Source organism: Luteibacter sp., from assembly GCF_036500425.1.
Lineage (GTDB): Bacteria > Pseudomonadota > Gammaproteobacteria > Xanthomonadales > Rhodanobacteraceae > Luteibacter.
This window is the reverse complement of the sequence record NZ_DASYCB010000024.1, coordinates 1-25,740: the sequence shown is the minus strand read 5'-3', so window position 1 is coordinate 25,740 and position 25,740 is coordinate 1. Positions and strand designations below refer to the sequence as shown.

27 protein-coding genes are annotated in these 25,740 nt (G+C 64.6%); 12 read left to right on the top strand and 15 right to left on the bottom strand.

All coding sequences use genetic code 11. The features are described from left to right. Nucleotides 1-54: 54 nt before the first annotated feature. Nucleotides 55-816: an ABC transporter permease gene (locus VGN46_RS06240; protein ID WP_331641791.1), complete on the bottom strand. Its 762-nt coding sequence runs from the start codon at nt 814-816 to the stop codon at nt 55-57. Further along, nucleotides 813-1,763 (bottom strand): ABC transporter ATP-binding protein, encoded by a 951-nt coding sequence (locus VGN46_RS06235; RefSeq protein WP_331641789.1) that lies wholly within the window; start codon nt 1,761-1,763, stop codon nt 813-815. The genes VGN46_RS06240 and VGN46_RS06235 overlap by 4 nt, the downstream gene beginning before the upstream one ends. 121 nt (nt 1,764-1,884) lie before the next feature. Between VGN46_RS06235 and VGN46_RS06230 the strand changes: the two genes are divergently transcribed. The 3 genes from VGN46_RS06230 to VGN46_RS06220 all read left to right on the top strand — a co-directional run bounded on the left by VGN46_RS06230 (nt 1,885) and on the right by VGN46_RS06220 (nt 3,341). After that, complete coding sequence (locus VGN46_RS06230; protein WP_331641787.1) at nt 1,885-2,376, top strand: DUF1993 domain-containing protein; 492 nt, start codon at nt 1,885-1,887, stop codon at nt 2,374-2,376. Next, nucleotides 2,373-2,957, top strand: coding sequence for a DNA-3-methyladenine glycosylase I (locus tag VGN46_RS06225; RefSeq protein WP_331641785.1), 585 nt, complete (start codon nt 2,373-2,375; stop codon nt 2,955-2,957). Before VGN46_RS06230 ends, VGN46_RS06225 begins: the two co-directional genes overlap by 4 nt. A gap of 99 nt (nt 2,958-3,056) precedes the next feature. Beyond that, the gene (locus VGN46_RS06220) at nt 3,057-3,341 is read left to right on the top strand and encodes a DUF2188 domain-containing protein (RefSeq protein ID WP_331641783.1); all 285 of its coding nucleotides are present in this window, start codon (nt 3,057-3,059) and stop codon (nt 3,339-3,341) included. A 6-nt stretch (nt 3,342-3,347) separates the two neighbouring features. On the opposite strand, the gene VGN46_RS06215 is transcribed toward VGN46_RS06220, so the two are convergent. Both VGN46_RS06215 and VGN46_RS06210 read right to left on the bottom strand, forming a co-directional pair. Next, nucleotides 3,348-3,659, bottom strand: a complete 312-nt coding sequence (locus tag VGN46_RS06215) for a DUF5076 domain-containing protein (protein WP_331641781.1) — start codon at nt 3,657-3,659, stop codon at nt 3,348-3,350. A gap of 34 nt (nt 3,660-3,693) precedes the next feature. Then, nucleotides 3,694-4,185, bottom strand: coding sequence for a hypothetical protein (locus VGN46_RS06210; RefSeq protein ID WP_331641779.1), 492 nt, complete (start codon nt 4,183-4,185; stop codon nt 3,694-3,696). A gap of 242 nt (nt 4,186-4,427) precedes the next feature. Between VGN46_RS06210 and dinG the strand changes: the two genes are divergently transcribed. Both dinG and VGN46_RS06200 read left to right on the top strand, forming a co-directional pair. Further along, nucleotides 4,428-6,524 carry an ATP-dependent DNA helicase DinG gene (gene dinG / locus VGN46_RS06205; protein ID WP_331641777.1) on the top strand — a complete coding sequence of 699 codons (2,097 nt, stop codon included), beginning with the start codon at nt 4,428-4,430 and terminating at the stop codon, nt 6,522-6,524. Further along, entirely contained in the window at nt 6,521-7,045 is a 525-nt protein-coding gene (locus tag VGN46_RS06200) for a HutD family protein (protein WP_331641775.1), read from the top strand. The genes dinG and VGN46_RS06200 overlap by 4 nt, the downstream gene beginning before the upstream one ends. Nucleotides 7,046-7,129: 84 nt before the next feature. Here the strand turns inward: VGN46_RS06200 and VGN46_RS06195 are convergent, their stop codons facing one another. Beyond that, a complete protein-coding gene (locus VGN46_RS06195; protein WP_331641773.1) occupies nt 7,130-7,537 on the bottom strand; it encodes a hypothetical protein in 408 nt (135 codons plus the stop codon). Between the two features lie 81 nt (nt 7,538-7,618). Between VGN46_RS06195 and VGN46_RS06190 the strand changes: the two genes are divergently transcribed. Together VGN46_RS06190 and VGN46_RS06185 are read left to right on the top strand one after the other, a co-directional pair. Next, entirely contained in the window at nt 7,619-8,149 is a 531-nt protein-coding gene (locus VGN46_RS06190) for a lipocalin family protein (RefSeq protein WP_331641771.1), read from the top strand. A gap of 66 nt (nt 8,150-8,215) precedes the next feature. Further along, nucleotides 8,216-8,608, top strand: a complete 393-nt coding sequence (locus tag VGN46_RS06185; RefSeq protein ID WP_331641769.1) for a YchJ family protein — start codon at nt 8,216-8,218, stop codon at nt 8,606-8,608. A gap of 92 nt (nt 8,609-8,700) precedes the next feature. Here VGN46_RS06185 and VGN46_RS06180 read toward each other — a convergent pair whose 3' ends face one another. Both VGN46_RS06180 and VGN46_RS06175 read right to left on the bottom strand, forming a co-directional pair. Continuing rightward, nucleotides 8,701-9,312, bottom strand: a complete 612-nt coding sequence (locus VGN46_RS06180; protein WP_331641767.1) for a hypothetical protein — start codon at nt 9,310-9,312, stop codon at nt 8,701-8,703. A gap of 143 nt (nt 9,313-9,455) precedes the next feature. After that, entirely contained in the window at nt 9,456-10,250 is a 795-nt protein-coding gene (locus VGN46_RS06175) for an SDR family oxidoreductase (protein ID WP_331641765.1), read from the bottom strand. A 284-nt stretch (nt 10,251-10,534) separates the two neighbouring features. Here VGN46_RS06175 and VGN46_RS06170 point away from each other — a divergent pair, with 284 nt between their 5' ends. Continuing rightward, nucleotides 10,535-11,068 (top strand): hypothetical protein, encoded by a 534-nt coding sequence (locus VGN46_RS06170; protein WP_331641763.1) that lies wholly within the window; start codon nt 10,535-10,537, stop codon nt 11,066-11,068. A 14-nt stretch (nt 11,069-11,082) separates the two neighbouring features. Here the strand turns inward: VGN46_RS06170 and VGN46_RS06165 are convergent, their stop codons facing one another. The 3 genes from VGN46_RS06165 to gltB form a co-directional block, all read right to left on the bottom strand. Further along, nucleotides 11,083-11,844 (bottom strand): NRDE family protein, encoded by a 762-nt coding sequence (locus tag VGN46_RS06165; RefSeq protein WP_331641761.1) that lies wholly within the window; start codon nt 11,842-11,844, stop codon nt 11,083-11,085. A gap of 134 nt (nt 11,845-11,978) precedes the next feature. Beyond that, nucleotides 11,979-13,412, bottom strand: coding sequence for an FAD-dependent oxidoreductase (locus VGN46_RS06160; RefSeq protein WP_331641759.1), 1,434 nt, complete (start codon nt 13,410-13,412; stop codon nt 11,979-11,981). Next, entirely contained in the window at nt 13,409-17,857 is a 4,449-nt protein-coding gene (gene gltB / locus VGN46_RS06155) for a glutamate synthase large subunit (protein ID WP_331641757.1), read from the bottom strand. Before gltB ends, VGN46_RS06160 begins: the two co-directional genes overlap by 4 nt. 335 nt (nt 17,858-18,192) lie before the next feature. Here gltB and VGN46_RS06150 point away from each other — a divergent pair, with 335 nt between their 5' ends. Then, nucleotides 18,193-19,368 (top strand): murein hydrolase activator EnvC family protein, encoded by a 1,176-nt coding sequence (locus tag VGN46_RS06150; RefSeq protein ID WP_331641755.1) that lies wholly within the window; start codon nt 18,193-18,195, stop codon nt 19,366-19,368. A gap of 14 nt (nt 19,369-19,382) precedes the next feature. Continuing rightward, nucleotides 19,383-20,729 carry a S41 family peptidase gene (locus tag VGN46_RS06145; protein ID WP_331641753.1) on the top strand — a complete coding sequence of 449 codons (1,347 nt, stop codon included), beginning with the start codon at nt 19,383-19,385 and terminating at the stop codon, nt 20,727-20,729. 119 nt (nt 20,730-20,848) lie between these two features. Here VGN46_RS06145 and VGN46_RS06140 read toward each other — a convergent pair whose 3' ends face one another. The 5 genes from VGN46_RS06140 to VGN46_RS06120 form a co-directional block, all read right to left on the bottom strand. Further along, nucleotides 20,849-21,460, bottom strand: a complete 612-nt coding sequence (locus VGN46_RS06140; protein WP_331641750.1) for a hypothetical protein — start codon at nt 21,458-21,460, stop codon at nt 20,849-20,851. 4 nt (nt 21,461-21,464) lie between these two features. Beyond that, nucleotides 21,465-22,217, bottom strand: coding sequence for a twin-arginine translocase subunit TatC (gene tatC, locus VGN46_RS06135; RefSeq protein ID WP_331641748.1), 753 nt, complete (start codon nt 22,215-22,217; stop codon nt 21,465-21,467). Next, nucleotides 22,204-22,626: a Sec-independent protein translocase protein TatB gene (gene tatB / locus VGN46_RS06130; RefSeq protein WP_331641746.1), complete on the bottom strand. Its 423-nt coding sequence runs from the start codon at nt 22,624-22,626 to the stop codon at nt 22,204-22,206. The genes tatC and tatB overlap by 14 nt, the downstream gene beginning before the upstream one ends. A 15-nt stretch (nt 22,627-22,641) precedes the next feature. Continuing rightward, nucleotides 22,642-22,881, bottom strand: a complete 240-nt coding sequence (gene tatA, locus VGN46_RS06125) for a Sec-independent protein translocase subunit TatA (protein WP_331641744.1) — start codon at nt 22,879-22,881, stop codon at nt 22,642-22,644. 75 nt (nt 22,882-22,956) lie between these two features. Next, a complete protein-coding gene (locus VGN46_RS06120; protein ID WP_331641741.1) occupies nt 22,957-23,646 on the bottom strand; it encodes a lipid-binding SYLF domain-containing protein in 690 nt (229 codons plus the stop codon). 106 nt (nt 23,647-23,752) lie between these two features. Between VGN46_RS06120 and hemH the strand changes: the two genes are divergently transcribed. Continuing rightward, complete coding sequence (gene hemH, locus VGN46_RS06115; protein WP_331641739.1) at nt 23,753-24,874, top strand: ferrochelatase; 1,122 nt, start codon at nt 23,753-23,755, stop codon at nt 24,872-24,874. Then, entirely contained in the window at nt 24,867-25,703 is an 837-nt protein-coding gene (locus VGN46_RS06110) for an alpha/beta hydrolase (RefSeq protein WP_331641736.1), read from the top strand. Before hemH ends, VGN46_RS06110 begins: the two co-directional genes overlap by 8 nt. The last annotated feature ends 37 nt before the right edge of the window (nt 25,704-25,740 follow it).

Sequence of the window (25,740 nt, the reverse complement as noted above, 5' to 3'; positions counted from 1 at the left end):
TGGGTGCTTGCGGCACGGCCCATCGCGCGCAAGCGCGCTCCTACCATGTTCCGGCTAGTTCTTTAGCTTCCAGCCCGTGCGGAAAATCCACCACACGATACCCAGGCACACCAGCATGAAGCCCACGGTGGCGGACACACTCACCACCACGTTCACGTCGGCCTGCCCGTAGAAGCTCCAGCGGAACCCGTTCACCAGGTACACGACCGGATTAAACAGGGTGACCTTCTGCCAGAACGGCGGCAGCATGTTGATCGAATAGAAGCTGCCACCCAGGAAGGTCAGCGGCGTGATCACCATCAACGGCACCACCTGCAGCTTCTGGAAATCATCCGCCCACAGGCCGATGATGAAACCGAACAGGCTGAACGTCACCGCGGTCAGAAGCAGGAAAGCAAGCATCCAGATCGGATGCTGGATCTCGTAAGCGACAAACAACCGCGATGTCGCCAGGATCAGCAGGCCCAGGATCATCGACTTGGTCGCCGCCGCTCCGACGTAACCAAGCACCACCTCGACATAGTTAACCGGCGCGGATAGCAGTTCGTAGATCGTGCCTGCCCATTTCGGCATGTAGATGCCGAAGGATGCGTTGGAAATGCTCTCGTTCAGCAACGACAGCATGATCAGGCCAGGGATGATGAAGGCACCGTAGCTCACCCCGCCGATCGCGCCCATGCGCGAGCCGATCGCCGCACCGAACACGATGAAGTAGAGCGACGTGGAAAGCACCGGGGAGGCGATGCTCTGGGTGAGCGTGCGGAACGTACGGGCCATCTCGAAACGATAGATGGCGCGGATGCCATGGATATTCACAGGCCGCCTCCCCTCACCAGGCTGACGAAGATATCTTCCAGTGAGCTCTCGCTGGAATGCAGGTCCTTGAAGTCGATGCCCAGCGCATCGAGCTTCTTCAACAACTCGGCGATGCCGGTGTCGCTCGCCTGCGTATCGAACGTGTAGGTCAGGCTGAGGCCATCCTTCGACAGTTCCAGCGGCCAGTGCTCCAGGCCTTCGGGCATGGCTTGCAGCGGCGCCTGCAACGAAAGCGTCAGCTGCTTCTTGCCCAGTTTCTGCATCAGCGTGCGCTTCTCTTCCACCAGGATCAGCTCGCCGTGGTTGATGACACCGATGCGGTCGGCCATTTCCTCGGCTTCTTCGATGTAGTGCGTGGTGAGGATGATGGTGACGCCCGACTCACGCAGGCGGCGGACCATCTGCCACATATCGTGGCGCAGCTCGACGTCCACGCCGGCGGTGGGCTCATCGAGGAACAGCACGCGCGGCTCGTGCGCCAGCGCCTTCGCGATCAGCACGCGACGCTTCATGCCACCCGAAAGCGCCATGATCTTCGAATCCTTCTTCTCCCACAGCGAGAGCTCACGCAGGATCCGTTCGAGATGCACCGGATTCGGTGCCTTGCCAAACAGGCCGCGGCTGAACTTCACCGTGGCCCATACGGTTTCGAAGGCATCCGTCGACAGTTCCTGCGGCACCAGGCCGATCAGGCTGCGTGCGGCGCGGTAATCACGGACGATATCGTGGCCATCCACACTGACGCTGCCGTCGGTGCCGTTGACGATGCCGCAAATGATGCTGATCAAGGTGGTCTTGCCAGCGCCGTTGGGGCCAAGCAGCGCGAAGATTTCACCGCGCTTGATCTCGAGGTCGACCTGCTTCAATGCCTGGAAGCCGGTCTTGTAGGCCTTGGAAAGGCCACGCACCGCGACGATCGCGTCGGGCGCCGGTTCAATGGGGGACATGGGGGACCGTTTGTGGCGGGGTTGGCGGGTGATGGTAGTCCCTTGGATTGCCTCGCGCACGGGCCTTGAACGGCCGCCCTGGCCGCCCCACCCTCCATGGATACCCAAGGAGCCACCGCCCATGAGCATCTCGCTGCACGAAGCCTCCACCGCCGCGTACGTCCGCGGCTTCCGCGCCCTTGCCGATCTGCTCGCCAAGGCGAAAGACCACGGTGGCGACGCGCTCGTTGAAAAGCGGCTGGCCCCGGATATGTTGAACCTGGCCGGCCAGGTGCAACGTGCCAGCGATACCGCCAAGTTCGGTGTCGCCCGCGTCGCGGATGTGGAAGCCCCTTCGTTCGAAGATAACGAGACCACCATCGATCAGCTGCTCGCGCGTATCGACGGTACGGTGAAGTGGATCGAGTCGGTGCCCGCCGAGAAGGTCGACGCGGGCGCGTCGCGCACGATCACGCGCAAGTTCGGCCCGCACGAGCGCACCTTCACGGCGAACGAATACCTCATGGTCTTCGCCCTGCCCAACTTCTATTTCCACATCACCACCGCCTACGACATCCTCCGCCACAACGGTGTCGGCGTCGGCAAGCTCGATTACCTCGGCTTCAACGGGTGAGCGATGGCCTTACGCGTTGCGCCTGGGGCGACGCGGATGAACTCATGCGCGGTTATCACGACCGCGAATGGGGCGTGCCGGAACGCGACGGGCGCAAGCTCTGGGAGAAGCTGATCCTCGACGGCTTCCAGGCTGGGCTGTCGTGGCGAACGATCCTCGCCCGCCGCGAGGGGTTCCGCCTGGCCTTCGAGGGCTTCGACCCGGATGTGGTCGCGGCCTACGGGCCGCGTGAGATCGAGCGGCTGCTGGCCGACCCCGGGATCATCCGCTCGCGAAGCAAAATCGGCGCGGCGATCAACAATGCGAAGGCCTACGTGGCCATGCGCGAGGCGGGCGAGGACTTCGCTACCTTCTGCTGGCATTTCGTCGGCGGCGCGCCACTCGCCTGGGAGGGGGCGGTGCCACCGAACAGCCCGCTCTCTGAGCAGGTGTCCAAGGCCCTGAAAAAGCGCGGCTTTACCTTCGTCGGCCCGACCATCGTGTTCGCCTGGATGGAGGCCACGGGGCTGATCAATACCCATGCCCCGGGGTGCTTCCGGCGTGCGGAACTGCTGGGTAAACCCTTGCGGAACAAGGCTTAATGATTTTTTTAGCCGAACCGGCGTAGCGTCGAAACCCAGCGGCCGCTGGCATGCGGCCCCAGCTCGTCAGGCATCCCCACCGATATCAGCGAGGGTCCCATGGCATCGAGTTCCGCCCAACTGTTTATTCCGTACAACGAATCGACACAGGGACCGTGGCTCGTCCGCCGCGCCGCCGACCCGCTGGGCCGGTATCCGACGCAAGCCGACGCGATCCGCGCCGCCGAAGCCATGGCTCCGGGCCTCTCCGATAGCCTCGGCCGCCCCGTAGCCATCCATGTCCAGCATGCGGATGGAACGTGGGAAGAGCACACCTGGGTCGTGGCCGGACTGGTCGCCGGAGCCCCGTACTCCCATACGCGCGGCCTGGAATCCCGAACTTAGTGACTGTCAGTTGCGGCGAATGAATTCGCCCTTCACCTCGGTGGTTGGCTTGCTCAGCTCATTGTCCATCGCCTCTCTGATAGCCTTGAGCGCGTCCTCGCCGGCCATTCCGTAGCGCTCTTCCAGTGCATTGGCCACGTGCCTCGCTGCGTCTGCGAGCAGCATGCCCCAGGCTTTCTCTTCCGTGAGATTTTTTCTGCCTTCGTAGATGCCGATGTTGAGAGAGGTGTGCATGCCTTTCCTGGCGATCCAGACACGCATCATTTCGATGGCGTTTTCATCTTCAAGCGCTGCTTGAGGAACGGGTTGTTGCTTCATAGCAAATTACTCTGAACGCCATGATTCATGTGCACTAGTGTCCGCCGGGCAGCGAGCCAGGCACCACGAAAGGAAGCAATTGCACGCGGCGGTTACGTGCACGATCGTCTTCGGTTTCGCCCGGATTCAAAGGAAAGTCGGTCGATTCACTGGCTGGTCCACGTAACTGCACATCCGGCACGCCATGTTTTAACAACCAGGCAAGAACCAGGCTAGCCCTGCGAAGCGACAGCTCGCGACAGACATCAGCCTGGCATTCATGATCATCCGCATAGCCAGTCACCGTTGCACCAAGGAAGCGGTGCTCCAAGAGCGCGGTACGGAGCTCCCATAACACGGCGATCTCTTCATCACTGAGGATGTCTTCTACACTGACACCCGCCTGCGAGCGATCCGGCTTCCCCTGCGGAAATTCGATCCGCTTGAACTCGACATCGAATGATGGACGGGAATCCACGGCCGCACTCGACGGGCTACCAGTCGCCGCGAGGAGTCCGAAAAGCACCCCAGGGATCCATGTCTTCACGCACTACGTTCCGCAACCGCTATCGGTATGTTGGCCTGCTCGCGATAGGCCGCCCTTTCGCTTCTAACGCGAATGTTCGCGTCTGAGATCAGATCCATGACTCCCCCTCCGTGAGTGGCGCAAGCATATCGCCCTGGCCGATTCTAAAGGGACCGGTCAGGGCGTCAACCGGCACCGCGGCATGGCTTATGGGGGGGGCGGCCGGCGCGGTTGAGACCCCGATAAGGTAACCTTGGTGGGCTATGCTCACAGAAGATACCAAAGCCGCGATCCGCGCCGCCTATGCGCGCCTGAAGGATGGCCTTGCAGGGTTCCGCGGGCGTCCGTCGCAGCTGAAGATGATCGCCGAGGTCGCCAAGGCGCTGGCCGAGCCGGCGGGTGCAGCGGTGATCGAGGCGCCGACCGGTACAGGTAAGTCCATGGCTTACCTGATCGGCGGACTCGAGGTCGCGCGGGCCCAGAAGAAGAAGCTGGTGATCGCGACGGCGACCGTGGCGCTGCAGGAACAGCTGGTCCAGCGCGACATTCCGCAGTACATGAAGCTTTGCGGCGTGGAAGCGAAGGTGGCGCTGGCCAAGGGCCGTGGCCGTTACCTGTGTCCGCGCAACCTGCGCATGGCCGGCTCCGAGCCCAGCGCCCAGGGCGGTTTCGATTTCGACGCCGACGTCGCCCTGTGGTCGCGTCCTCCCGCCGAGCGCGATACCAAGGCGATCGAGAAGCTCGGCAAGGCGTTCGAATCGCACGAGTGGAACGGCGATATCGATACGAGTCCGGAGCCGCTGTCCGATCTGGTACGCGGCATGATCACCACCAGTGCCGGTGGTTGCACGGGTCGCAAGTGCAATGCGTTCGCCGTCTGCCCGTTCTTCCTCGCCCGCCGCGCGATCGGCGAGGCCGACATCGTGGTCGCGAACCAGGACCTGGTGCTGGCCGACCTGACCATGCCGCGCGACGAAGATACCTTCGGTGGCGTGATCCTGCCCAAGCCCGAAGAAACGCTGTACATCTTCGATGAAGCGCATCATGTGCCGTCGAAGGCGATCGACCGCGGTGCGGCGGATGTGCATCTCGCGAGCACGGTGCGTCGCATCGGTCGCCTGCAGAATCAGGTTCACGCCGCGTACTCGCTCACCGACAAGGAAAGCATCGGCAACCTCACGCTGGAAACCGGCGACGAGAAGATGCTGGAGATGTCGAACGCGCTGGAAGAGATCGAGCGTGAAATCCGTATGTCGTGGACGCCGTCGTCCAGCGAGCTGGAGCCGGTGTTCCGCGCTTCGCTGGGCCAGCTTCCCGAGAACTGGAAGATCCACGCCTCGCACTTGCACGTGGTGACGCGCGATGTGCAGCGCTGGCTGCGCACGGTGCGCCGCACGGTGGTCGAAATGGAAGCCGGCGGCCCCACGCAGGAAGCGTTGTCGCGCGAACTGGGCATGGCGCTGGAACGCCTCGAACGCCAGGTGCGCACATGGTATGCCTGGTCCACCGAAGATCGTGAGAATGGGCCGCCGCTCGCGCGTTGGGTGAGCATGGGTTCCGACCAGCAGTTGATCTGCCACGCGTCGGCCGTTTCCGCCGGCGGCTTGCTGCGCAACGTGCTTTGGGACAACGCCTCGGCCGTGGTGATGACCTCCGCGACGCTCAGCGCCGGCGGCAACTTCCGTGGCTTCGCTGACTCGGTCGGCCTGCCGAATGAGGCCGTGACGCTCAGCCTTCCCTCGCCATTCGATCTTGAACGCCAGGCGAAGCTGGAAGTGCCTGCGTTCAATACGCTGCCGGATGATCGCGAAGGCCATGCGCGCGAGGTCGCGAGCTGGCTGGCGAAGCACCTGGACTGGGATGCGGGCAACCTCGTGTTGTTCACCTCGCGCGCGAAGCTCGATCGCGTCTTGCAGGTCTTGCCGATCGACCACGTGCGCCGCGTTCGCGCGCAGGGCTCGCTGGCAAAAGCGCAGCTCATCGCCGAGCACTGCGCGGATATCGAGGCTGGCAAGGGCAGCACGATCTTCGGCCTCGCCTCGTTTGGCGAAGGCCTCGACCTGCCTGGCAAACTCTGCGAGACCGTCGTCGTCACGCAGCTCCCGTTCGCCGTACCGACCGATCCGGTGGGCGCGACGTACGCCGAATGGCTGGAATCACGCGGGCGCAATCCCTTCATTGAAGTCAGCGTGCCCGATGCGACGCGCATCCTCACGCAGTACTGCGGTCGCCTGATCCGCACCGAGACCGACACCGGCCGCATCGTGCTGCTCGATCGCCGCGTCATCACCAAACGCTACGGCACCGGCATGCTCCGCGCCCTGCCCCCCTTCGCCCGTGAGATCGAACGCGTCGCATGAAGATCATCCGTTTCGACGAACTGAAAGCCGTGCCGTGGAAGAACGGGCTTGGGATCACGCGTGAGCTGGCGGTCGAACCGGCCGGTGCGTCGATGGATAACTTCGCATGGCGTGTCAGCATCGCCGATGTCGACACAGCCTCGCCTTTTTCGACGTTCCCCGGCATCGACCGCACCATCGTGCTGCTCGAAGGTGCGGGCTTCACCATGCTGCTCGATGGCGAGCGCGAACATGCCCTGACCACGCTGCTCGAGCCCTTCGCGTTTCCGGGTGAAGCGAAGGTGGATGTGCGCCTCGCTGGCGGCGCGACGCGTGACTTCAACCTGATGGTGCGGCGTGGCGTGGGTGCGGCGAAGCTGGAAGTCCTGCAAGGCCCTGGCGAATTCGAAGCCGTGAAGATCGCCTACATCGCCCGTGGTTCCGGCCATGCCGACGGACACCCCATCGGGGCAGGCGATTCCATCGTCGACCCCACCCGCATCACCCTCGACAACGGCACGCAAGCGCTAGCCATCCTGTAGGAGCGCGCTTGCGCGCGATAGGCGTGCGAAAGAACCACAGAACGTATAACCGTTCGCAAGGAGCGGTCGCGCGCAAGCGCGCTCCTACACGGGGTCGGTCTGTTCGGCGGGCTGTTCGCGGCGCCACAGGTCTACCGACGTCAGCTGGAATTTCACTGACGGCACCGCTGACTCCCAGCCTTCGATCCCAGGGAAGTTCGCCTGCAGGTCGTTGACCACCTCAGCGAAACCCTTGTCGTGCTCCGAAAGCACCAGGGTCTCTTCCCCATCCACGTGGAAGAACAGAAACACGTTGTCCCAGCCCGAGGTATCCCGGTTCCCCGCCTCGACCCGCGAGACCAGGGCGATGGGCACCTCGCGCATCCGGAACACCCCCGGCGTGGCCACGATCATCCCGGCCTCCAGGTCCACGTGGGCCGCGCCCACGGACACCAGCCGCTCGCGCAGCCGCGTGAACAGCGGGCGTTTCGTCTGGCTGTCGTCGTGGCCCATGGAGCGGTTCCGGTATCGCAATTTAATGAGGATTCACCCGTCATCGGCATCGTAATGCGTTCGCTTTAACGGAATCCAGCCATGCGCGACCTCCTCGCGGCCCTGAACGGGGCCATGGCCAGCCCAGGCATCGCCTCCACCCCGGTCACGGCCGTCGCTGACCTCGACCTGGAACGCTACGCCGGCGCCTGGCATGAAATCGCCCGCCTGCCCATGTACTTCCAGCGCAAATGCACCGGGAACGTCACCGCTCACTACACGCCGAACATCGATGGCACGGTCACCGTGGTGAACCGCTGTGGCACGGAGGGCGGCGAGATCGCCAGCCAGGGCATCGCCCGCCGGCCCGAGGCCTTCGCGCGTGGCAAGCTCGAAGTGACCTTCGTCCCACCGTGGTTACGCTGGCTGCCGCCCGTCTGGGCTGACTACTGGGTCATCGCGCTCGACGGCGACTACCAGTGGTCGATGGTCGGCCAGCCGGGGCGGAAATACCTGTGGATCCTTTCGCGCACGCCGAGCCTGAATGGGGCGACGTTCGCGCGGCTCAAGGCAGCAGCAGTGGCGATGGGGTATGACCTTTCCGCGCTGATCGTCTCGGGGCAGGTCGAATAGAGAACGGCGTACGAAGAAAGCACAGCAGGTAGCATTAGCGCCTTCAGACTTTCCGCGGACGCAACCATGACCACCCCCGACACGGCCTGCCCCTGTGGCACCGGCAAGGCATACGCCGACTGCTGCGGCCGCTGGCACGCCGGTGAACCCGCGCCCACAGCCGAGGCGCTGATGCGCTCGCGCTACAGCGCGTACGTGATGGGGCTGGAGGATTACCTGCTGGCGTCGTGGCACGCATCGATGCGCCCGCCTTCGCTCGATCTCGCGAACCAGTCGCCGATACCCACATGGCTAGGCCTGACCGTGAAGCGCCACGAGAATCCCACGCCTGACACCGCCGTGGTCGAGTTCATCGCCCGCCTTCGTTACGGCGGCGGCAGCGCGAAGAAGATGCATGAGGTGAGTCGCTTCGTGCGCGAGGACGGCCGCTGGTACTACCTCGACGGTGACGTCGACTAAAACCCCGCAGGAGCGCGCTTGCGCGCGATGGATCTTGCCGAGAGCACCCATCGCGCGCAAGCGCGCTCCTACAAGTGCCGGGAGCGTATCGCTTATAGGCCTTCGCGGGAGGCGACGAACCAACCCAGGAGTGCGAGCACACTCAGCACGATGGTCCATCGGCACGCGTCGCGCAGGAGGCGAGCGAGGCGATCGCTCGGCACGAGAGCGTCGGTGAAGATCATCTTCAGGGCGAACTTCGTCCGGCGCTCGTCAAAAGCTCTCCCCGTCTCACGCATGCGCGGATCCCAGCGAAGGACCATCGCGCCGCCGGCGTGAAACGCGGTCATCATCAGCACCGCCGATGCGTAGCCGAACCAGAAAGCCGCGGACTTGTTCGCGGGATCGAGATCACATGAAGGGCATGCCGAGGCAACGCCAGCATGGGAGAACGCAAGGTATGGAATGCCCCACGATCCGACCAGTAAAAGAAGGGTGGCGAAGCGAAGCACCCAGCAGAGCACGCGAAGATACCCGGCCGGCACAGGATACACACCGAGCAAGGCCCTGCTTGCGTACTGGTAATAGGCCGCGTTGCGGATACTTCCTTCTGGAACGCGAAGTGATCGTACGAGACCCGCGGCAAAAAAGATCGAGAGGGTGTGGACCATGATCAGCATGGCCACCACTGACACGACATAGGCAAACACAGCCCCGTCGGCCATCAACGCCCCGTCGATCCTGACCCCCATGTTTCGCCCCCCGGCCGATGTGTGCCGGGAGTGTAGCCCTGTAGGAGCGCGCTTGCGCGCGATGGGGGCCTGCGGCAAGTCCCATCGCGCGCAAGCGCGCTCCTACAAGAGCCTGGTCAGACGACCTGGCGGGCCACGCCACCGTCGACACGCACGGCTGCACCGGTGGTGCCGCTGGCCTGTTCGGAGGCGAGGTAGACCGACATATTGGCCACTTCTTCAACCGTCAGCAGGCGCTCGATCAGCGAGGTCGGGCGGTGGGTGCTGATGAAGTCCTTTTCGACTTCTTCGAGCGACTTACCCTGGTCCTTGGCGATCTTGTTGAAGAACTCGCCGACGCCTTCCGACAGGGTCGGACCGGGAAGCACCGAGTTCACGGTGACGCCGGTACCAGAGAGGGTCTCGGCCAGGCCACGCGATACCGCGAGCTGGGCGGTCTTGGTCATGCCGTAATGGATCATCTCGGCCGGGATCTGCAGGGCCGATTCGCTGGAGATGAACTGCACACGGCCCCAGCCACGATCGGCCATGCCCTTGGCGTAATGACGGGAGAGACGGACGCCCGAATTCACGTTCACTTCGAAGAAGCGGCTCCATTCCTCGTCAGAGATATCGAAGAAGGCCTTCGGCTCGAAGATGCCGAGATTATTCACGAGGATGTCCGTGCTCGGCACGGCCTTGATCAGGGCGGCGGCACCTTCGGCGGTGCCCAGGTCGGCGGCCACGCCGCTGAGCTTCGCGCCCGGTACGGCTTTCCTGATCTCGGTGATAGCGGCATCGACACGGGCCTGGGTACGGCCGGTGATGACCACGCTGGCGCCCGCGCCAGCCAGGCCCTGCGCGATGGCTAGGCCGATGCCGGCCGTAGAACCCGTAACGATGGCGCTGCGCTTGGAAAGGTCGATCTTCATGGGGTGACTCCCGGTGAGAAAGTGGATTCCACCATCGTCAGGGTGAAGCTGGCTTGGATCAATCACCACCAGGGCAAAAGACTTTCGCCGCCAGGCGAAGGATCACGCCCCTCCCGGATCCCCGGCCTTCCTTGAAACGGGTAGGAGCCCTCGATACGCTGGCCTCCGAGGCCGTCCAAAGATCATGGAGATGCACTAGGTTCTCACTGATTACCGCGACATGGACGAAGCGCTACAGGCACGAGAGAACGTCAATGCGATTGAGCACACTGAGAATCCCGAGCATGAAAACTGCGAGAGTCATTGCGGCGGGCATTGTACTTGCGGCTATGGCGAATCTTCCGGCGAATGCTTTGGAGGCGCCGGCGAAGGCAGAGGAACCGCAGTTCTGCAACATCTACCTCGATACCGTGTGCTTCTCGGTACCCGTCGGGCTGTCGGTTGATGTGTCACTTCCAATGGATTTCATGCTTTACAAGATGACTCTACCCGATGGCGGAAGGGTGACCATTTACAGTGGCTACAACCCGGAGAAGGCGCTTGAGGGCAAGGCGACCCAGAAGTGCGCGACCGGCATGAAGGTGGAAAGTTGCGAGTTCGCCGACGGTGGAAAGGTGTTCGACCTGATTTACGATAAGGGTGGTATGGCGAACATCACGCACATCCACATCGACGGACTGACTGACACAAACCGAGGCGCGGCCCGGGCGTTGCTGGACGGCTTTCATGCATGCACATCGCAGGGCATCAGCATAGCGTGCACGCCTGAAAAGCCATTTCGCGGCGTCCTGCACGAAGCGAAGCGCGAAAAGCCCTAAGTCGACGATTCGCCTCACGGAAAAAGGTTAAGCACCGTCTCGCCATTCGGTACGCCATTCGGCCCGAAGCGACGTTCAATGATCGTGGTGGCATCGTCGTGGCCAACCAGGATCGCGGTGCTGGCGCGGGTACCGTAGTTCTCGCCGAGGATGAAGGCGCTGGAGAGGAAGCGTTCGCGCTCGATGCCTATGCCGGTATCCGGCAGCAGATCGTCAGGCCAGCGACCCTGGTCGGAGAGCATGCGGAATAGCGACTCGGTATCGTCGCCCCCCTCCTCGACCCACGCCTCAAGCCGGTGAACCAACGCACGGGTCTTCGGCCACGGCGCGTTGAAGTCGGCGTTGGAGAGACCGTGGATGCCATCGCTTACCGGCTGATAGCGCGCATGAGGGTGGTTGCCCAGGTAGTACGCGCTGTCGTGATCGAAGGTGAGCAGGTTGAACGGACGATAGCCTTTGGCGGTCGCTACAAGTTCTTGCGCGTGCGCGGGGGCCGGGAGGTTTGAACCCAGGTAGTCGGCGACAAGCAAGCCACGCGATAGCCCGCTGTGGTCCGCGGTCAGGTCACGCACGTTGGTGATGATGCTCGCGCGGCCGTTCGGGGCGACGCCGGCCCAGGTGCCCCCTGCCTCGAGGTCACGACCCGCCGCGATCTGCGGGGCTTCATCCCAGTGCGCTAGCGGCGCCGTGGGGCGGGCGTGGAATTCATCGCGGTTGCCGAGCAGGACAAGGCGCCAGCGCGGGTGGGCGCGCCAGGCGAAAGCAATCAGGCACATAGGGGAGGGGCCGCCGTGGAGGGCATGGCGCCATTGTGCGCCTTTCCGAGGTCGCCCGTGTAGGAGCGCGCTTGCGCGCGATGGGGCTTGCGGCAAGATCCATCGCGCGCGAGCGCGCTCCTACAAGGGCAGTGTCATGCGGCCACGGCGCTTGCTTTCTTTGTGGCCAACATGCGGACGATCGATGCGGCGGCTTCGCGGCCGTCGTATACGGCACGCACCACGAGGTCGGCGCCGCGGACGTTGTCGCCACCCGCAAAAATTTTCGCGTTACTGGTCTGGTGCGGCAAGCAGCCTTCCGCACCGGTCACGATGCGGCCACTGCTATCGCGTGCGATGCCGTATGCATCGCACCAGTCTGGCGGGCTCGGATGGAAACCGAAGGCCTGGATGACGATGTCGGCGCGCAGATCGGTTTCGCTGCCTTCGATGTTGCGCGGGCGCGGACGGCCATCGCCATCGTCAACCAGTTGCGTTTCGACGACCCGTACGGCCTTCACCTTGCCGTTCTCACCGACCAGGGTCACCGGCTGGCGCTGGAACAGGAAGCGCACGCCTTCTTCGCGGCTGTAACCGACTTCGCGACGCGAGCCGGGCATGCTGGGTTCGTCGCGGCGGTATACGCAGGTGACGGACGCCGCACCCAGGCGGATCGCGGTGCGGTTGCAGTCCATGCCGGTATCGCCGCCGCCGAGCACCACGACGTGCTTTCCGGCGAGGTCATACTCGGGTGAAGGCGCCTGTTCGCGCAGCAAACGCTCCACGTTGGCGATGAGGAAGGGCAATGCGTCGTGCACGCCACCGAGTTCGCGGCCTTCGAGCTGGCCATCGACGTAGGTGTACGCGCCGGTGCCGACAAACACGGCATCGTAATCGCTGAGCATCTCGTCGAACTCGATGTCACGACCCACTTCCACGCCGAGGTGGAAGCGCACGCCCATGCCTTCGAGCACACCGCGCCGGGTACGTACGATGTTCTTGTCGAGCTTGAACGGCGGGATGCCGAAGGTGAGCAGGCCGCCGATCTCGTGCTGCTTGTCGAAGACGTCCGCACCGATACCCGCGCGGCGCAGCCGATCGGCACACGCAAGTCCGGCAGGACCGGCACCGACGATCGCGACGCGTGCGCCGGTCTCCTTCACGCGTGAGAGATCGGGCCGCCAGCCCTGGCGGAACGCTTCGTCAGTAACCCAACGCTCGACGCTACCGATCGTCACCGCACCGAACTCACCCTGCTCCAGCGTGCAGGCGCCTTCGCACAGGCGATCCTGCGGACATACGCGGCCGCAAATCTCTGGCAGCGGGTTGGTTTCGTGCATCAGCGCGGCGGCTTCGAACAGGCGACCGTCCTGTACCAGCTTCAGCCAGTTCGGGATGTAGTTGTGGACCGGGCACGCGTGCTCGCAATACGGATTGCCGCAATCGATGCAACGGCCCGACTGCGACGACGCTTCGCCTGATGCGAAATCGCCGGAGATCTCGCCATAGCCGAGCACACGAACCGCGACCGGGACGGTACGCGGCGTCTGCCGCGGGATCTCGAGGAAATGGAAGTCTTTCGCGCTCATGCCGCACTCCGCAGTTCTTCGGCCAGGGCATCGAGGCTGGCGGCCTTGGGTTTCACCAGCCAGAAGCGCTGGAGCATGCCGCGGAAATCACCGAGCACCTGCCGGCCCCAGGCACTTCCGGTGAGGTCGGCATGGCGGGCGATAAGCTGGCGCAGGTGCTGCATGTAGTGTTCCATGCCCTCGTGCGAGATACGCACGATGTCGACAAGTTCGTGGTTGTAGCAATCGACGAAGTTGCGCTCGATATCGAGCACGTAGGCGAAACCGCCGGTCATGCCAGCACCGAAGTTGAGACCGGTCCGGCCGAGCACGGCGACAACGCCGCCGGTCATGTATTCGCAGCAGTGGTCGCCTGCACCTTCCACCACGGCAAGCGCGCCGGAGTTACGCACGGCGAAGCGCTCGCCGGCCTGGCCGGCAGCAAACAATTCACCGCCCGTAGCGCCATACAGGCAGGTGTTGCCGATGATCGAGGCATCCTGGCTCTTGAACGGCGAATCCGCCGGCGGGCGAATGATCAGGCGGCCACCCGCCATGCCCTTGCCCACACCATCGTTGGCTTCACCGACCAGATCGATATGCACGCCTGCGGCGTTCCACGCGCCGAGGCTTTGTCCCGCCGAGCCCGTGAGATGCAGTTGAATCGGACGTTCGGCCATGCCGGCATCGCCCCAGCGGCGGGCCACATCGCCGGACAGGCGGGCGCCGATCGCGCGATCGGTATTGACGATCGGGTAACGGAAGGTGCCGCCGTGGCCGTCGGTCACCAGCTGGCGCACATCGGCCGAGATACGCGAAGCCAGCGCCGCCGGGTCACGCATCGGGTTGCGTGCGAGCGTGCAGGCGAAGTCCACTTTCTCCCCAAGGCCGTCGTCCGCGATCAGCGGCGCGAGATCAAGGCGCTCCTGCACGGCGGTGATGCCACCGCGCTGCTCGAGACGCCCCGACTGGCCGATAAGCTCCGCCAGTGAACGCACGCCCAGCCGCGCCAGGTGCCGGCGCACGTCCTCCGCGACGAAGCGGAAGTAATTCATCACCATGTCCGGCAGGCCGATGAAGTGCTTCTGGCGCAGCACCGGGTGCTGCGTTGCCACGCCCGTGGCGCAGTTGTTGAGATGGCAGATGCGCAGGTACTTGCAGCCGAGCGCCACCATCGGACCGGTGCCGAAGCCGAAGCTCTCCGCGCCAAGCATCGCCGCCTTGATCACATCGAGGCCGGTCTTCAGGCCACCATCGGTCTGCAGCCGCACACGGCCGCGCAGGTCGTTCAGACGCAAGGTCTGCTGGGTCTCGGCGAGGCCCAGCTCCCACGGCGTACCTGCGTACTTGATCGAGGTGAGCGGGCTCGCACCGGTGCCGCCATCGTGGCCGGAGACCGTGATGAGGTCGGCGCCTGCTTTCACGACGCCGGCGGCGACCGTGCCGACACCGGCGTGCGAGACGAGCTTCACTGAGACCAGCGCCTGCGGATTCACTTCCTTGAGGTCGTGGATCAGCTGGGCGAGATCTTCAATGGAATAGATATCGTGGTGCGGCGGCGGTGAGATGAGACCAATGCCCGGCTTCGCATAGCGCAGCCGCGCGATGGTCGCATCGACCTTATGTCCGGGCAGCTGGCCGCCCTCACCCGGCTTCGCGCCCTGGGCGATCTTGATCTGCAGGACTTCGGCGTTGACGAGATACGTAGGCGTAACGCCAAAACGGCCCGAGGCCACCTGCTTGATCTTCGACTGACGATCCGTGCCGTAGCGCGACGGATCCTCGCCACCTTCACCCGAGTTGCTGCGTGCGCCAAGGCGGTTCATCGCGATCGCGAGCGCTTCGTGCGCTTCGGGCGACAACGCGCCCAGCGACATACCGGCCGAGTCAAAGCGCTTCAGGATGGCCTCCACAGGCTCGACCTCATCCAGTGGAATGGCGGTGCCTTCGCGCGGCACGAGCAGGTCACGCAGCGCAGAGGCGGGACGTGTGTCGACGTAATGCGCGTACTTCTCGTAATCCTTCCAGTCACCCGTGCGCACCGCGACCTGGAGCGACGCGATCACGTCGGGGTTGTACATGTGGTATTCGCCACCGTGTACATATTTGTAGAGTCCGCCCGCGCGGAGCGATTGCGCCTCGTCCCACGCCTCGGCGGCGAGAATGCGTTGTTCCTTCTCGAGATCGGCGAACGTGCTGCCGCCGATGCGCGACGGGGTGCCGGGAAAGCACAGGTCGACCACTTCCCGGGACAGGCCGACGATCTCGAACAGCTGCGCACCGCGATAACCCGCCACGGTGGAGATGCCCATCTTCGACAGGATCTTCAGCAGGCCCTTGCGGATGCCACGACGGTAGTTACGGCCGATCTCGCGCGGCGCGCCTTCACCCTTGCGCAGATGGCCGCTGCGGCCCATGTCGAACAGGCTCTGGTAGGCCAGCCACGGATAGATCGCGGTCGCACCGAAACCGACCAGGCAGGCGAACTGGTGCGGATCGCGCGGCGTCGCGGTCTCGACCATGATGTTACATTGACATCGCAGGCCGGTCTCGACGAGGCGTGCATGCACGGCGCCGGTCGCAAGCAGCGCGTGGATCGGCAACAGGTCGCGGCGGGGGTAGCGGTCACTCAGGAAGACGACGGCGACGCCACCGCGCACGGCGGCCTCCACGTCATCGCAGATACGCCTGATCGCCTGCTCGAGCGTTTCGTCCGCGCCGTACATGAGATCGAACCGCGGCGTATTCGCGTACTCGGGTGTCCCCAGGATCTGCCGGAGTTTGCGCTGCGAAAGAATCGGCGAGTTCAGCAGGATCTGTTTCGCGTTCTCCGGCCCAAGGTCGAAGACATTCCGTTCCTGGCCGATCTGCGTGACCAGCGACATCACCAGGCGTTCGCGTAACGGATCGATCGGCGGGTTGGTGACCTGGGCAAAGGCCTGGCGGAAGCGATCGAACAGCGGACGAACCTGGCGAGAAAGCACAGCCATCGGCGTGTCATCGCCCATCGAGCCGGTCGCTTCGGCTTCGGTCTCGGCGATGATCTTCAACACCGATTCACTCTCCTCGCGGGAGAGTCCATACAGCTTCTGGTAGCGGCGCAGTTCTTCCGCCGGTAGCGGCTCTGCAGCCAGGCTGGGATCGATCAGGTCGGATTCGAGGTAGGTGACGCCTGCGCGCAGCCATTCACGGAAGGGTGCCCGTGAGCGGTTGATCGCGTCGATATCCGCATCACGCAGTAAGCGGTGCTCGCGGAAATCGACCGCGATCATTTCACCTGGTGCGAGGCGGCCCTTGGCCACGATGCGTGACGATGGCACGTCCCACAGGCCCGCTTCGGAGGCGACGATCAGGTGGTTGTCGTCTGACAACGCCCAGCGCGCCGGGCGCAGACCATTACGGTCGAGCGTGCACGCGGCGTAGCGACCATCGCACATGACGAGACCGGCTGGGCCGTCCCACGGCTCGCTGTGCAGCGCGTAGTACTCGTAGAACGCGGCAAGGTCTTCGTCGATATCTTCGCGTGCACTGTACGCCGGCGGCACGAGCACGCGCATGGCGGTAAGCAGGTCCATGCCGCCCATGAGCAGCACTTCCAGCGCGTTATCGAGGCTTTCCGAATCCGAGCCATCCTGGGTCACCAGCGGGCCGATATCGGAAAGATCGACGTGCTCGGAACGCAGCACGGTACCGCGCGCCTGCATCCAGCGGCGGTTCGCGCGGATCGTGTTGATCTCACCGTTGTGGGCGAGGAAGCGGAAGGGCTGGGCCAGCCGCCATTTCGGCGAGGTGTTCGTGGAGAAACGCTGATGGAAGACCACGGCATCGGCGACCAGCGCCGGATGCTTCAGGTCAGGATACACATCACGCAGGTGGCCCGGCGCCGCCATGGCCTTGTAGCCAATGACTTCGCCTGAGAGGGATACCACGTAGAACTGTTTGTCGCCCTTGAGTGCCTGCTCGGTGCGGCGGCGCGCGCGGAACAGCGCCGCTTCGAACCGGGCCGGCGCCATATCGCCCGGTGCATCGACGAATACCTGGCGCACCAGCGGCATGGAAGCCGACGCGAGCGGACCGCAGGCATCCTTGTTGACGGCGACATCGCGCCACCCCGCAACACGCAGCCCGGCGGCAGCGAGTTCGGTTTCAAGTGTAACTACCGCATGCGCCTGCGTATCGACATCAAGGAAGACGATGCCAGCGGCGAACTGCGTGGAAACGTTGATGCCGGCATCCGTTGCCAGCGCACGCAGCCATTCGACGGGGCGGCGGATAAGCACGCCGCAACCATCGCCGCTGATCCCGTCGGCATTGACGCCGCCGCGGTGGGATAGCTTCGCGAGTGCTTCAAACGCGGTGTTTACGAGCTTCGCGCTCGCATGGCCATCGATCTGCGCGACGATACCGAAGCCGCAGCTGTCGTGTTCAAACGCCTCGTCGTATAGGCGCGGTGTGCCTTGCTTCACCTAACGCCTCCTGTGGCATACGGTTGTGCTGGGACTGGGAAGCGTGCACATGGCCCCGCGACCGTGAACCGGCCGACCATCACATGCACGCGAAGGGCATGACCCGAAGGTACACACATTTGCCGCGCTGCGTCAAAGCGTTTGGACGTCCGAACGAAAACCTCACGTCTCAGCCCACCTGACCAGGATGCGCCACCCCCTGTAGGAGCGCGCTTGCGCGCGATAGTCACCCGGACGGAGCCGCATCCTCGCCTTGATGAGACGCACGGCGGATCGCGCGCAAGCGCGCTCCTACAAAAGGTGGGGCCGGGGGGCGGATGGGTCATAATCGGGCGATGCGCCCACACCTTCGCCTGCCCGCCCTCTGCCTTGCCCTCGCCGCCGCCAGCCTCGCCCCCATCCCACCGGCCCATGCCGCGCAGGATGCCAAGGCCCGGGCGGAGCAGGACGACGCACGGCAGAAGCTGAAGGGCGTGCGCGAGCAGATCGAGTCACTGACCAAAGACCAGCGCGAGACGGCCAATGCCCGTGACAGCGCCAATGCCACCCTCGCGAAGAAGGCCGAAGAGGTGTCCGCCGCCGCGAAGGCCGTACGTGAGACGGATGGCGAACTGGCCCAGCGCCAGCACGACCTCGACCAGCTGAACCAGCAGCGGGCTGGCATGCAGGCCGACCTGGAAAAGCACAAGGGCGCCCTGAGCGACCTGCTCCGGGCGACCTACACCCTCGGCAAGGGCTCCGACCTGCAGCTCCTGTTGGGTGACGAGGACATCGACCGCATCTCCCGCACCCTCGCCTACTCGCGCTACTTCCAGGAGAACCGGGTCGAGCGGATCAAAGGCCTCCTCGCGGATCTTTCCCGCCTGCAGGATGTCGAAAACGCGATCACCGCCGAACAGGACAAGCTGGCGGCCACGCGGGCCGAACGCGAGAAGCGCGCGGGCGACCTGGAACGGCAACGCGCGGACCAGCAGAAGCTGGCCGCCCAGGCCGACGCGACCTACAAGGACCAGGGCCAGCGCATGGCCGCCCTGAAACAGAACGAGCAGGACATGAACGCCCTGGTGGCGAAGCTGCAAAAGGTGATCGATGATGCCGCGAAGGCGGCCGAGCCGGCGCCGGCGCCGAAGGGCGTGCCGGCCGCGCCGTCCCTGGGCAACCTGCGCGGCAACCTGCCCTGGCCCACCAACGGCCCTGTCCACTCGTTCGGCAACGGCGTGATCATCGTCGCCCCGCGCGGCAGTGAGGTGAAGGCGGTGGCCCGCGGCCGGGTGGTCTTCGCCAACTTCCTGCGCGGCTACGGCATGATGATCATCGTGAACCACGGCAACGGTTTCATGAGCATGTACGGTAATAACGAAACGCTGCTGCACGGCGTGGGCGACATGGTGGAGGCCGGCGAAGCCGTCGGCACCGCCGCGGCGCCCGCCGGTGACAATGGCGCCTATTTCGAGCTGCGCCAGGGCGGCAAGCCCATCGATGCGCGCGGCTGGCTAGCGAAAAAGCATTGACCACGGAGAACGGCATGCGCCAGCACCCCCTTCGCGTCGCACTCGCACTGGCCCTCGCCGGTGCGCTGGCGCTCCCGGCCCAGGCACAGCAGAAAAAGGCGCCGGTGAAGCAGCCGGATGCGCCGGCTGCGTCGAGCACCTCGGCCGCCGCCGTCGCGGCCAAGGCCGATGGCGACGTCGATCTGGACGACATCCGCAATTTCACGCGGGTCTACCACATCATCCAGCAGGCCTACGTCGAGAAGCTCGATAACAAGACGATCATGAAGGCCGCCATCAGCGGCATGCTGCAGAACCTGGATCCGCACAGCGAGTACCTGGACAAGGAAGGCCTGGACGAGCTCGATGAAGACACCACCGGCCAGTACGGCGGCCTGGGCATCGAGGTGCTGCAGGTCGATGGCCTGCTGAAGATCGTCTCGCCTATCGACGACACGCCGGCCTCGCGCGCGGGCATCAAGCCGGGCGATACCATCCTGAAGGTGGATGGCATGGTGGTGGACCAGCAGAACATCGATGACGCGTTCAAGAAGCTGCGCGGCGACCCGGGCTCCAAGGTCGTGCTCACCATCCTGCACGAGAAATCCGACAAGCCGATCGACATGCCGCTCACCCGCGAGCGGATCAATGTCACTTCGGTAAAGGTGCGCCAGCTGGACCCGGGCTTCGTCTACATCCGACTGAGCCAGTTCCAGGAAGACACGGCGACCGACCTGGAAAAGAAGCTCGGCGATTACATCAAGAAGAACGGCGCACCGCGTGGCGCGGTGCTCGACCTGCGCTCCAATCCGGGCGGGCTGCTGACCACCGCGGTCGGCGTGGCCGATGCGTTCCTCGACTCGGGCACGATCGTGACCACCAAGGGCCGGCTGGCCGACGCCAACATGCATTTCGACGCGCATCCCGGCGACCTGCTCAAGGGCGCGCCCATCGTGATTCTTGCCGACAACGGCACGGCATCAGCCGCGGAGATCGTCTCAGGCGCCCTGAAGGACAACCATCGCGCCCTGATCATGGGCCGGCGCACGTTTGGCAAGGGCGTCGTGCAGACCGTGCTCCCGCTGGACCAGGACAGCGCGGTGAAGATCACCACGGCGCGCTACTACACGCCGAACGGCACCTCGATCCAGGCCGAGGGCATCAAGCCGGATATCGCACTGGCCGATCTGGCGGTGAACAAGAGTGACACGGCACCGTCTTTGATCGGGTCTGAAGCGGATCTGCCGAACCACCTGGCAAACGAGAAGGCCCCGGCTGACGACAAGTCATCCAGCGATGATGATGGAAATCTCGCGCTGGAGGACTATGCGCTGTCGCAGGCGTTGAATGTGTTGAAGGGCCTGGCGCTGAATCGGCGGTAGCGGCTTCAGCGCCTTGTAGGAGATCGCGCGCAAGCGCGCTCCTACAAAGATAACGATGCGCACACGATCCCCACGACAACGATGCCCCCTGTAGGAGCGCGCTTGCGCGCGACCCGGTGTCACCAGAACCGCCACCAGGGGCGCGCCGAACGCGCCATGCGCCGACGCAACCGGCGCGACGCAGCGCGGGGAATCACGTCCTGCCCGACCTTCCAGCCCTCGAACGCATCGACTCCATACGCGCCGGCACCGAGCTCATACTCGAAACCCGTGATGGCTTCCGCCAACTCCACCGGCAACGCGTGGAAGCAATCCACGTCCTCGCCTGCGGCGTCGGCCGCATCCTGCTCGCTCTCGAAGCGCGCATGCAAAATATCGAACGAAGGCGGCAGTTCGCCGCTCGTCACCAGGACACGGACCTCGCTCTCGGCGTTGTGTTCGACGTGCCAGGACGGCTTGCCGTTCTCATAGGCGGTCGCCACGCTGATCGCGTTCTCATCCCATTGCACGCCCACGACCTTGCAGCCCTGTGACAAGGGCAGCAGGGCGTCTTCCGTCAGCAGGGGCGAAGCAAACCGGGTGATAACGATGAACCAGCCGCCCGGCAGGACGATGGACAGGCCGCGCTGCGCGTGGAGCGACGACTCAGGGGTGCGGACAAGGTCCAGCTCGGCGAGCACCGCCGCCACATCCTTTCCCTTCACCGCCAGCCAGCCGCGGCTCCCGGTCATCGCGCTACTCCCGTTCGGGTGTCTTCAGCAGGAATCGTACGGCAAGAAGACCCAGTTCATAGAGCAGGCACATCGGAATGGCAAGCATCACCATGGACAGCAGGTCTGGCGGGGTGATGAAAGCCGAAATGGCGAAGGCACCGACAATGGCGTAGCCCCGGCCCTTGCTCAGTTTTTCGGCGTCCACGACGCCGATGGCGGCCAGGATCACAACGGCCACCGGCACTTCGAAACAAAGGCCGAAGGCGAAGAACATCAAGGTGACGAAATCGAGGTAGTGCGTGATGTCCGTCATCATGGCCACGCCCTCGGGCGTGACCGCGTTGAGGAACTTGAACGCCGCCGGCATCACGACGAAATACGCGAAGGCACAACCCGCGTAGAAGAGCACCAGCGAGGCGACCAGCAGGGGCCGCGCCAGCCGCTTCTCGTGCCGGTATAAGCCCGGGCTGACGAAGGCCCACAGCTGGTACAGGATCATCGGCATGCTGACGAACAGCGCGACGTAGAACGCGAGCTTGAGCGGTGTGACGAAGGGCGCGGCCACCTCGGTAGCGATCAGATGCGCGCCCTGGGGCATCTTCTCGACCAGCGGCTTGGCCAGTTCCGCATAGAGGTGGTTGGCCAGCGGCACCAACGCCAGCAGGACGAAAAGCAGCACCACGATGGCCCGCATCAGCCGGCTGCGCAGTTCAATCAGGTGGGAAAACAGGCCTTGTTCGAGCTCGTCGTCGGCCGATGGATCAGGTGCGGTCATGCGGTTCGTTCCGGCCGGGCGCTTCGCCCTGGTTCAGCGGGAGCATGTCGCGCTCCGGGTCGGGCTCGCGCCTGCCCGCATGGGCGGACTGGGCCTCGGTGTAGGCATCGCGCACCTGGGCCTCGGTATCGCGGAACGCCCCGGTCACGCCCGTGCCGGCATCGCGAAAGTTCTTCTGGACGTCTTCCTGCGCCGTGCGGGCGCTCTCTGCCGTCTCGCGCAGGGTGCGCTTGATTTCCTCGGCCTGGATTTCGCGCTCCACCTCGGACTTCACGCTATCCCAACCGTTGCGCACGCGGCGCAACAGCGCGCCCGCGGTGCGGGCAGCGTGGGGCAGGCGCTCGGGGCCGAGGACGATGAGCGCCACCAGGGCGAGCAGCAGCAGTTTGCCGAAGCTGATCTCGATCATGGCGCGAAACGCCGCTTACGGGTTGCGGTCGTGGGTCTCGGTGCTGTCGCGCCGGACGTTTTCCTGGGTGGCCGTATTATCGGCGCGCAACTTCTCGGCGTCGCGGCGGCGCTGCTCGTCTTCTTCGCCGCCATCCATGCCTTTCTTGAAGTCGCGCATGGCGCCGCCCAGGTCCGAGCCGATGTTACGCAGCTTCTTCGTGCCAAAGATCAGCACGACGACAAGCAGCAGGAGGACGATATGGGTAATGCTCATGGGAACCTCGGGGCACCCCCTGGGGCACCGTTGGGACGGGGGCGGCGCCCTGGAGGACACCGCCCGGGAGGGGACTCATTTCTGAGTGTACTCTTCCAGTTTATCCCGGAATGCGTTGACCTCGCTTGGAACATTCGTGACGCCGCCCTCAAAGATGCGGCGGGCCGTGATGCCGGGGCCGTAGATCTCCTCATTGGAGTCGTCATCGATGCTGATGCGCGAGCCATCCAGCGAGATACCCGCAAACAGGCCCTTGGAACGGGAATAGGTGTAAATCTCGGCGTTCATCTTGCCGTTGGTGGCCGCCATGGCCGAGCGCCCCACCGGGCCGGCGGCCGCGGAAGCGCTGGCGCCCATGGTGAACTGGCCATCGATGATCTGATCGACGCCCTTGTGGGTGCGGAACACCAGGATGACATCCGTCGACTGGATACCGGCCTGGAAGCCGACGCCGGCGGCGGCGGTGGAGATGAAGTTCGGGTTGGACCAGGTACCGGTACAGTCCTTGCGCTCGGCAATGACACCCTCGCCCTTGGCGCCGGAGAACACGAAACCACCCTTCACCATGCCGGGGATGATCGCGACGGCGCAGGCATTTTTCAGCAGGTCGGACGGGATCGACTTGTCCGGCGCGTCGTTCATCATCTCATCCAGCACGCGCACCGCCTCGCTCGCCTGCTTGCGCGGCGGATCGGCGGCCTGGGCGGCCATGGAGGGCAGCAATGCGGCGAGGCCAAGGGCAAGCAGGGTTACGCGTGGGGTCATCGGTGGCTCCTTTTGAACGCTTTAGGCAGGATCCGTGGCATTGTGCTGCACGAGGAAAACGCCTGCGTATGGCAGACTGCGTCCATCCCCGCGAACACCGAATCCGATGCCAGGTACCCCGAACTATACCGGCCTGAACGAGCATTCCCATGACCTTCCTGCGAAGGCAGCCGTGCTCCTGGTTAACCTTGGTACACCTGAGGCGCCCACCGCGGCCGCTGTGCGGCCATACCTGGCCGAATTCCTTGGCGATCCGCGCGTCATCGAATATCCCCGCCTGCTTTGGAAGCTGATCCTCCACGGCGTGATCTTGAGGATTCGCCCGAAGCGCTCGGCACACGCCTACGCGCGAATCTGGACCACGGAAGGCTCCCCGCTGCGGGTCGGCAGTGAAGCCCTCGCCGCCGCGCTGGGCGCCGAGCTGGCCCGCCGCCGGCCGGGCCCGGTCTCCGTGGCGCTTGCGATGCGTTACGGCAAGCCGTCCGTTGCCGATGTCGTCGCCAAACTGCAACGCGAAGGTGTCCGTCGCCTGCTCGTGCTGCCGCTGTACCCGCAATACTCCGGCACGAGTACCGGAAGCGTCTTCGACGCCGTCGCCGATACGGTAAAGGGCCTGCGCTGGCCGCCGGAGCTACGCCAGGTCAACGATTACCACGATGATCCCGGATACATCGCGGCGCTGGCCGGCAGCGTGCGCGCCCACTGGGAGACGCATGGCCGCGGCGAGAAGCTGCTCATGAGTTTCCACGGCATTCCTGAGCGCTATACGCGCAATGGCGACCCGTATTACTGCCAGTGTCACGCCACGGCGCGCTTGCTCCGCGAGGCGCTGGGGCTTACGGAAGAAGAGGCCCTTTTCAGCTTCCAGTCGCGGGTCGGCCGCGAGCGCTGGCTCCACCCGTATACCGACGAAATGGTGAAGTCGCTGGGCGCGAAGGGCATTAAACGCCTCGATGTGATCAGCCCGGGCTTCGCCGTGGATTGCCTGGAGACGCTGGAGGAAATCGCGATGCAGAACGCCGATTTCTTCCGCGAGGCCGGCGGCGAAACGCTCGACTACATCTCCTGCCTCAATGCCACGCCCGCCCACGCCGGGGCACTCGCCGACCTGGTGCTGAAGCACACGCAGGGCTGGCCGGAATTCGACCCGGCCTACGATGCTGCGGCTGAAGCCGTGAGACTTGCCGCCGCCCGCGAACGCGCGCGAAAGGCAGGTGCCGGTGCGTGAGCTGAAGGTTTCGATCCCCGGCCTCGAACTGGGCGGCCTGGCATGGGGCGAGCCCGATGCGCAGCCGCTGCTGATGGTGCATGGCTGGCTGGATAACGCGGCGAGCTTCGCCCTGTTGGCACCGAAGCTCGCCGACCGCTTCCATGTCATCGCGCTCGATTTGCCGGGCCATGGGCACTCCGGGCATTTGCCCGAATCGACGATCTACCAGCACGTCGACTACGTGCGGGCGGTGCTTGCGGCGGCCGACGCGCTCGCCCTGCCCCGCTTCCACCTGCTCGGCCACTCGCTTGGCGCAGGCGTGGCGACCATGCTGGCCGTCGCAGCGCCGGAACGGATCCGCGGCCTGGCCCTCATCGAAGGCCTCGGCCCGCTCGGCGACGATGGCTCGCGCACGCTGGATCGTTTCCGTGAGGCGATGGCGCTGAAAGCAACAGGCAATCGCCCGCTGCGTGTATTCCCGAGCATCGAATCCGCCGCCGAAGCGCGCGCCATGGCGAGCGGCCTGGCACCCGAGCTCGGCCGGCATATCGTCGAACGTGGACTATCAGCCGTCGATGGCGGCTACAGCTGGCGAAGCGATGCCCGCCTGTCACGCCCTACCGCGGTGCGCCTGGCGGAAACCCAGGTGATGGCGTTGCTGCTCGGCCTCGCCGCACCCACATCGCTGCTGCTCGCGCGCCCTCACCCACCGTACCTCGAGCCCGACGCGTTGCAGATACGCATCGACTGCGTGGAAAACCTCCGCGTGACGCACATGGATGGTGGCCACCACCTGCACATGGAACATCCGGACGCCGTAGCCAACTGGCTGCACAGCTCGTTCTGACACCACCACCCTGTAGGAGCGCGCTTGCGCGCGATCG

Coding starts and splice junctions, on each gene's coding strand:
- VGN46_RS06235 (WP_331641789.1), bottom strand. CDS start 1,763: ATGTCCCCCATTGAACCGGCGCCCGACGCGATCGTCGCGGTGCGTGGC.
- VGN46_RS06230 (WP_331641787.1), top strand. CDS start 1,885: ATGAGCATCTCGCTGCACGAAGCCTCCACCGCCGCGTACGTCCGCGGC.
- VGN46_RS06220 (WP_331641783.1), top strand. CDS start 3,057: ATGGCATCGAGTTCCGCCCAACTGTTTATTCCGTACAACGAATCGACA.
- VGN46_RS06215 (WP_331641781.1), bottom strand. CDS start 3,659: ATGAAGCAACAACCCGTTCCTCAAGCAGCGCTTGAAGATGAAAACGCC.
- dinG (WP_331641777.1), top strand. CDS start 4,428: ATGCTCACAGAAGATACCAAAGCCGCGATCCGCGCCGCCTATGCGCGC.
- VGN46_RS06200 (WP_331641775.1), top strand. CDS start 6,521: ATGAAGATCATCCGTTTCGACGAACTGAAAGCCGTGCCGTGGAAGAAC.
- VGN46_RS06195 (WP_331641773.1), bottom strand. CDS start 7,537: ATGGGCCACGACGACAGCCAGACGAAACGCCCGCTGTTCACGCGGCTG.
- VGN46_RS06190 (WP_331641771.1), top strand. CDS start 7,619: ATGCGCGACCTCCTCGCGGCCCTGAACGGGGCCATGGCCAGCCCAGGC.
- VGN46_RS06185 (WP_331641769.1), top strand. CDS start 8,216: ATGACCACCCCCGACACGGCCTGCCCCTGTGGCACCGGCAAGGCATAC.
- VGN46_RS06180 (WP_331641767.1), bottom strand. CDS start 9,312: ATGGCCGACGGGGCTGTGTTTGCCTATGTCGTGTCAGTGGTGGCCATG.
- VGN46_RS06175 (WP_331641765.1), bottom strand. CDS start 10,250: ATGAAGATCGACCTTTCCAAGCGCAGCGCCATCGTTACGGGTTCTACG.
- VGN46_RS06170 (WP_331641763.1), top strand. CDS start 10,535: ATGAAAACTGCGAGAGTCATTGCGGCGGGCATTGTACTTGCGGCTATG.
- VGN46_RS06165 (WP_331641761.1), bottom strand. CDS start 11,844: ATGTGCCTGATTGCTTTCGCCTGGCGCGCCCACCCGCGCTGGCGCCTT.
- VGN46_RS06160 (WP_331641759.1), bottom strand. CDS start 13,412: ATGAGCGCGAAAGACTTCCATTTCCTCGAGATCCCGCGGCAGACGCCG.
- VGN46_RS06150 (WP_331641755.1), top strand. CDS start 18,193: ATGCGCCCACACCTTCGCCTGCCCGCCCTCTGCCTTGCCCTCGCCGCC.
- VGN46_RS06145 (WP_331641753.1), top strand. CDS start 19,383: ATGCGCCAGCACCCCCTTCGCGTCGCACTCGCACTGGCCCTCGCCGGT.
- VGN46_RS06140 (WP_331641750.1), bottom strand. CDS start 21,460: ATGACCGGGAGCCGCGGCTGGCTGGCGGTGAAGGGAAAGGATGTGGCG.
- tatC (WP_331641748.1), bottom strand. CDS start 22,217: ATGACCGCACCTGATCCATCGGCCGACGACGAGCTCGAACAAGGCCTG.
- tatB (WP_331641746.1), bottom strand. CDS start 22,626: ATGATCGAGATCAGCTTCGGCAAACTGCTGCTGCTCGCCCTGGTGGCG.
- tatA (WP_331641744.1), bottom strand. CDS start 22,881: ATGAGCATTACCCATATCGTCCTCCTGCTGCTTGTCGTCGTGCTGATC.
- VGN46_RS06120 (WP_331641741.1), bottom strand. CDS start 23,646: ATGACCCCACGCGTAACCCTGCTTGCCCTTGGCCTCGCCGCATTGCTG.
- hemH (WP_331641739.1), top strand. CDS start 23,753: ATGCCAGGTACCCCGAACTATACCGGCCTGAACGAGCATTCCCATGAC.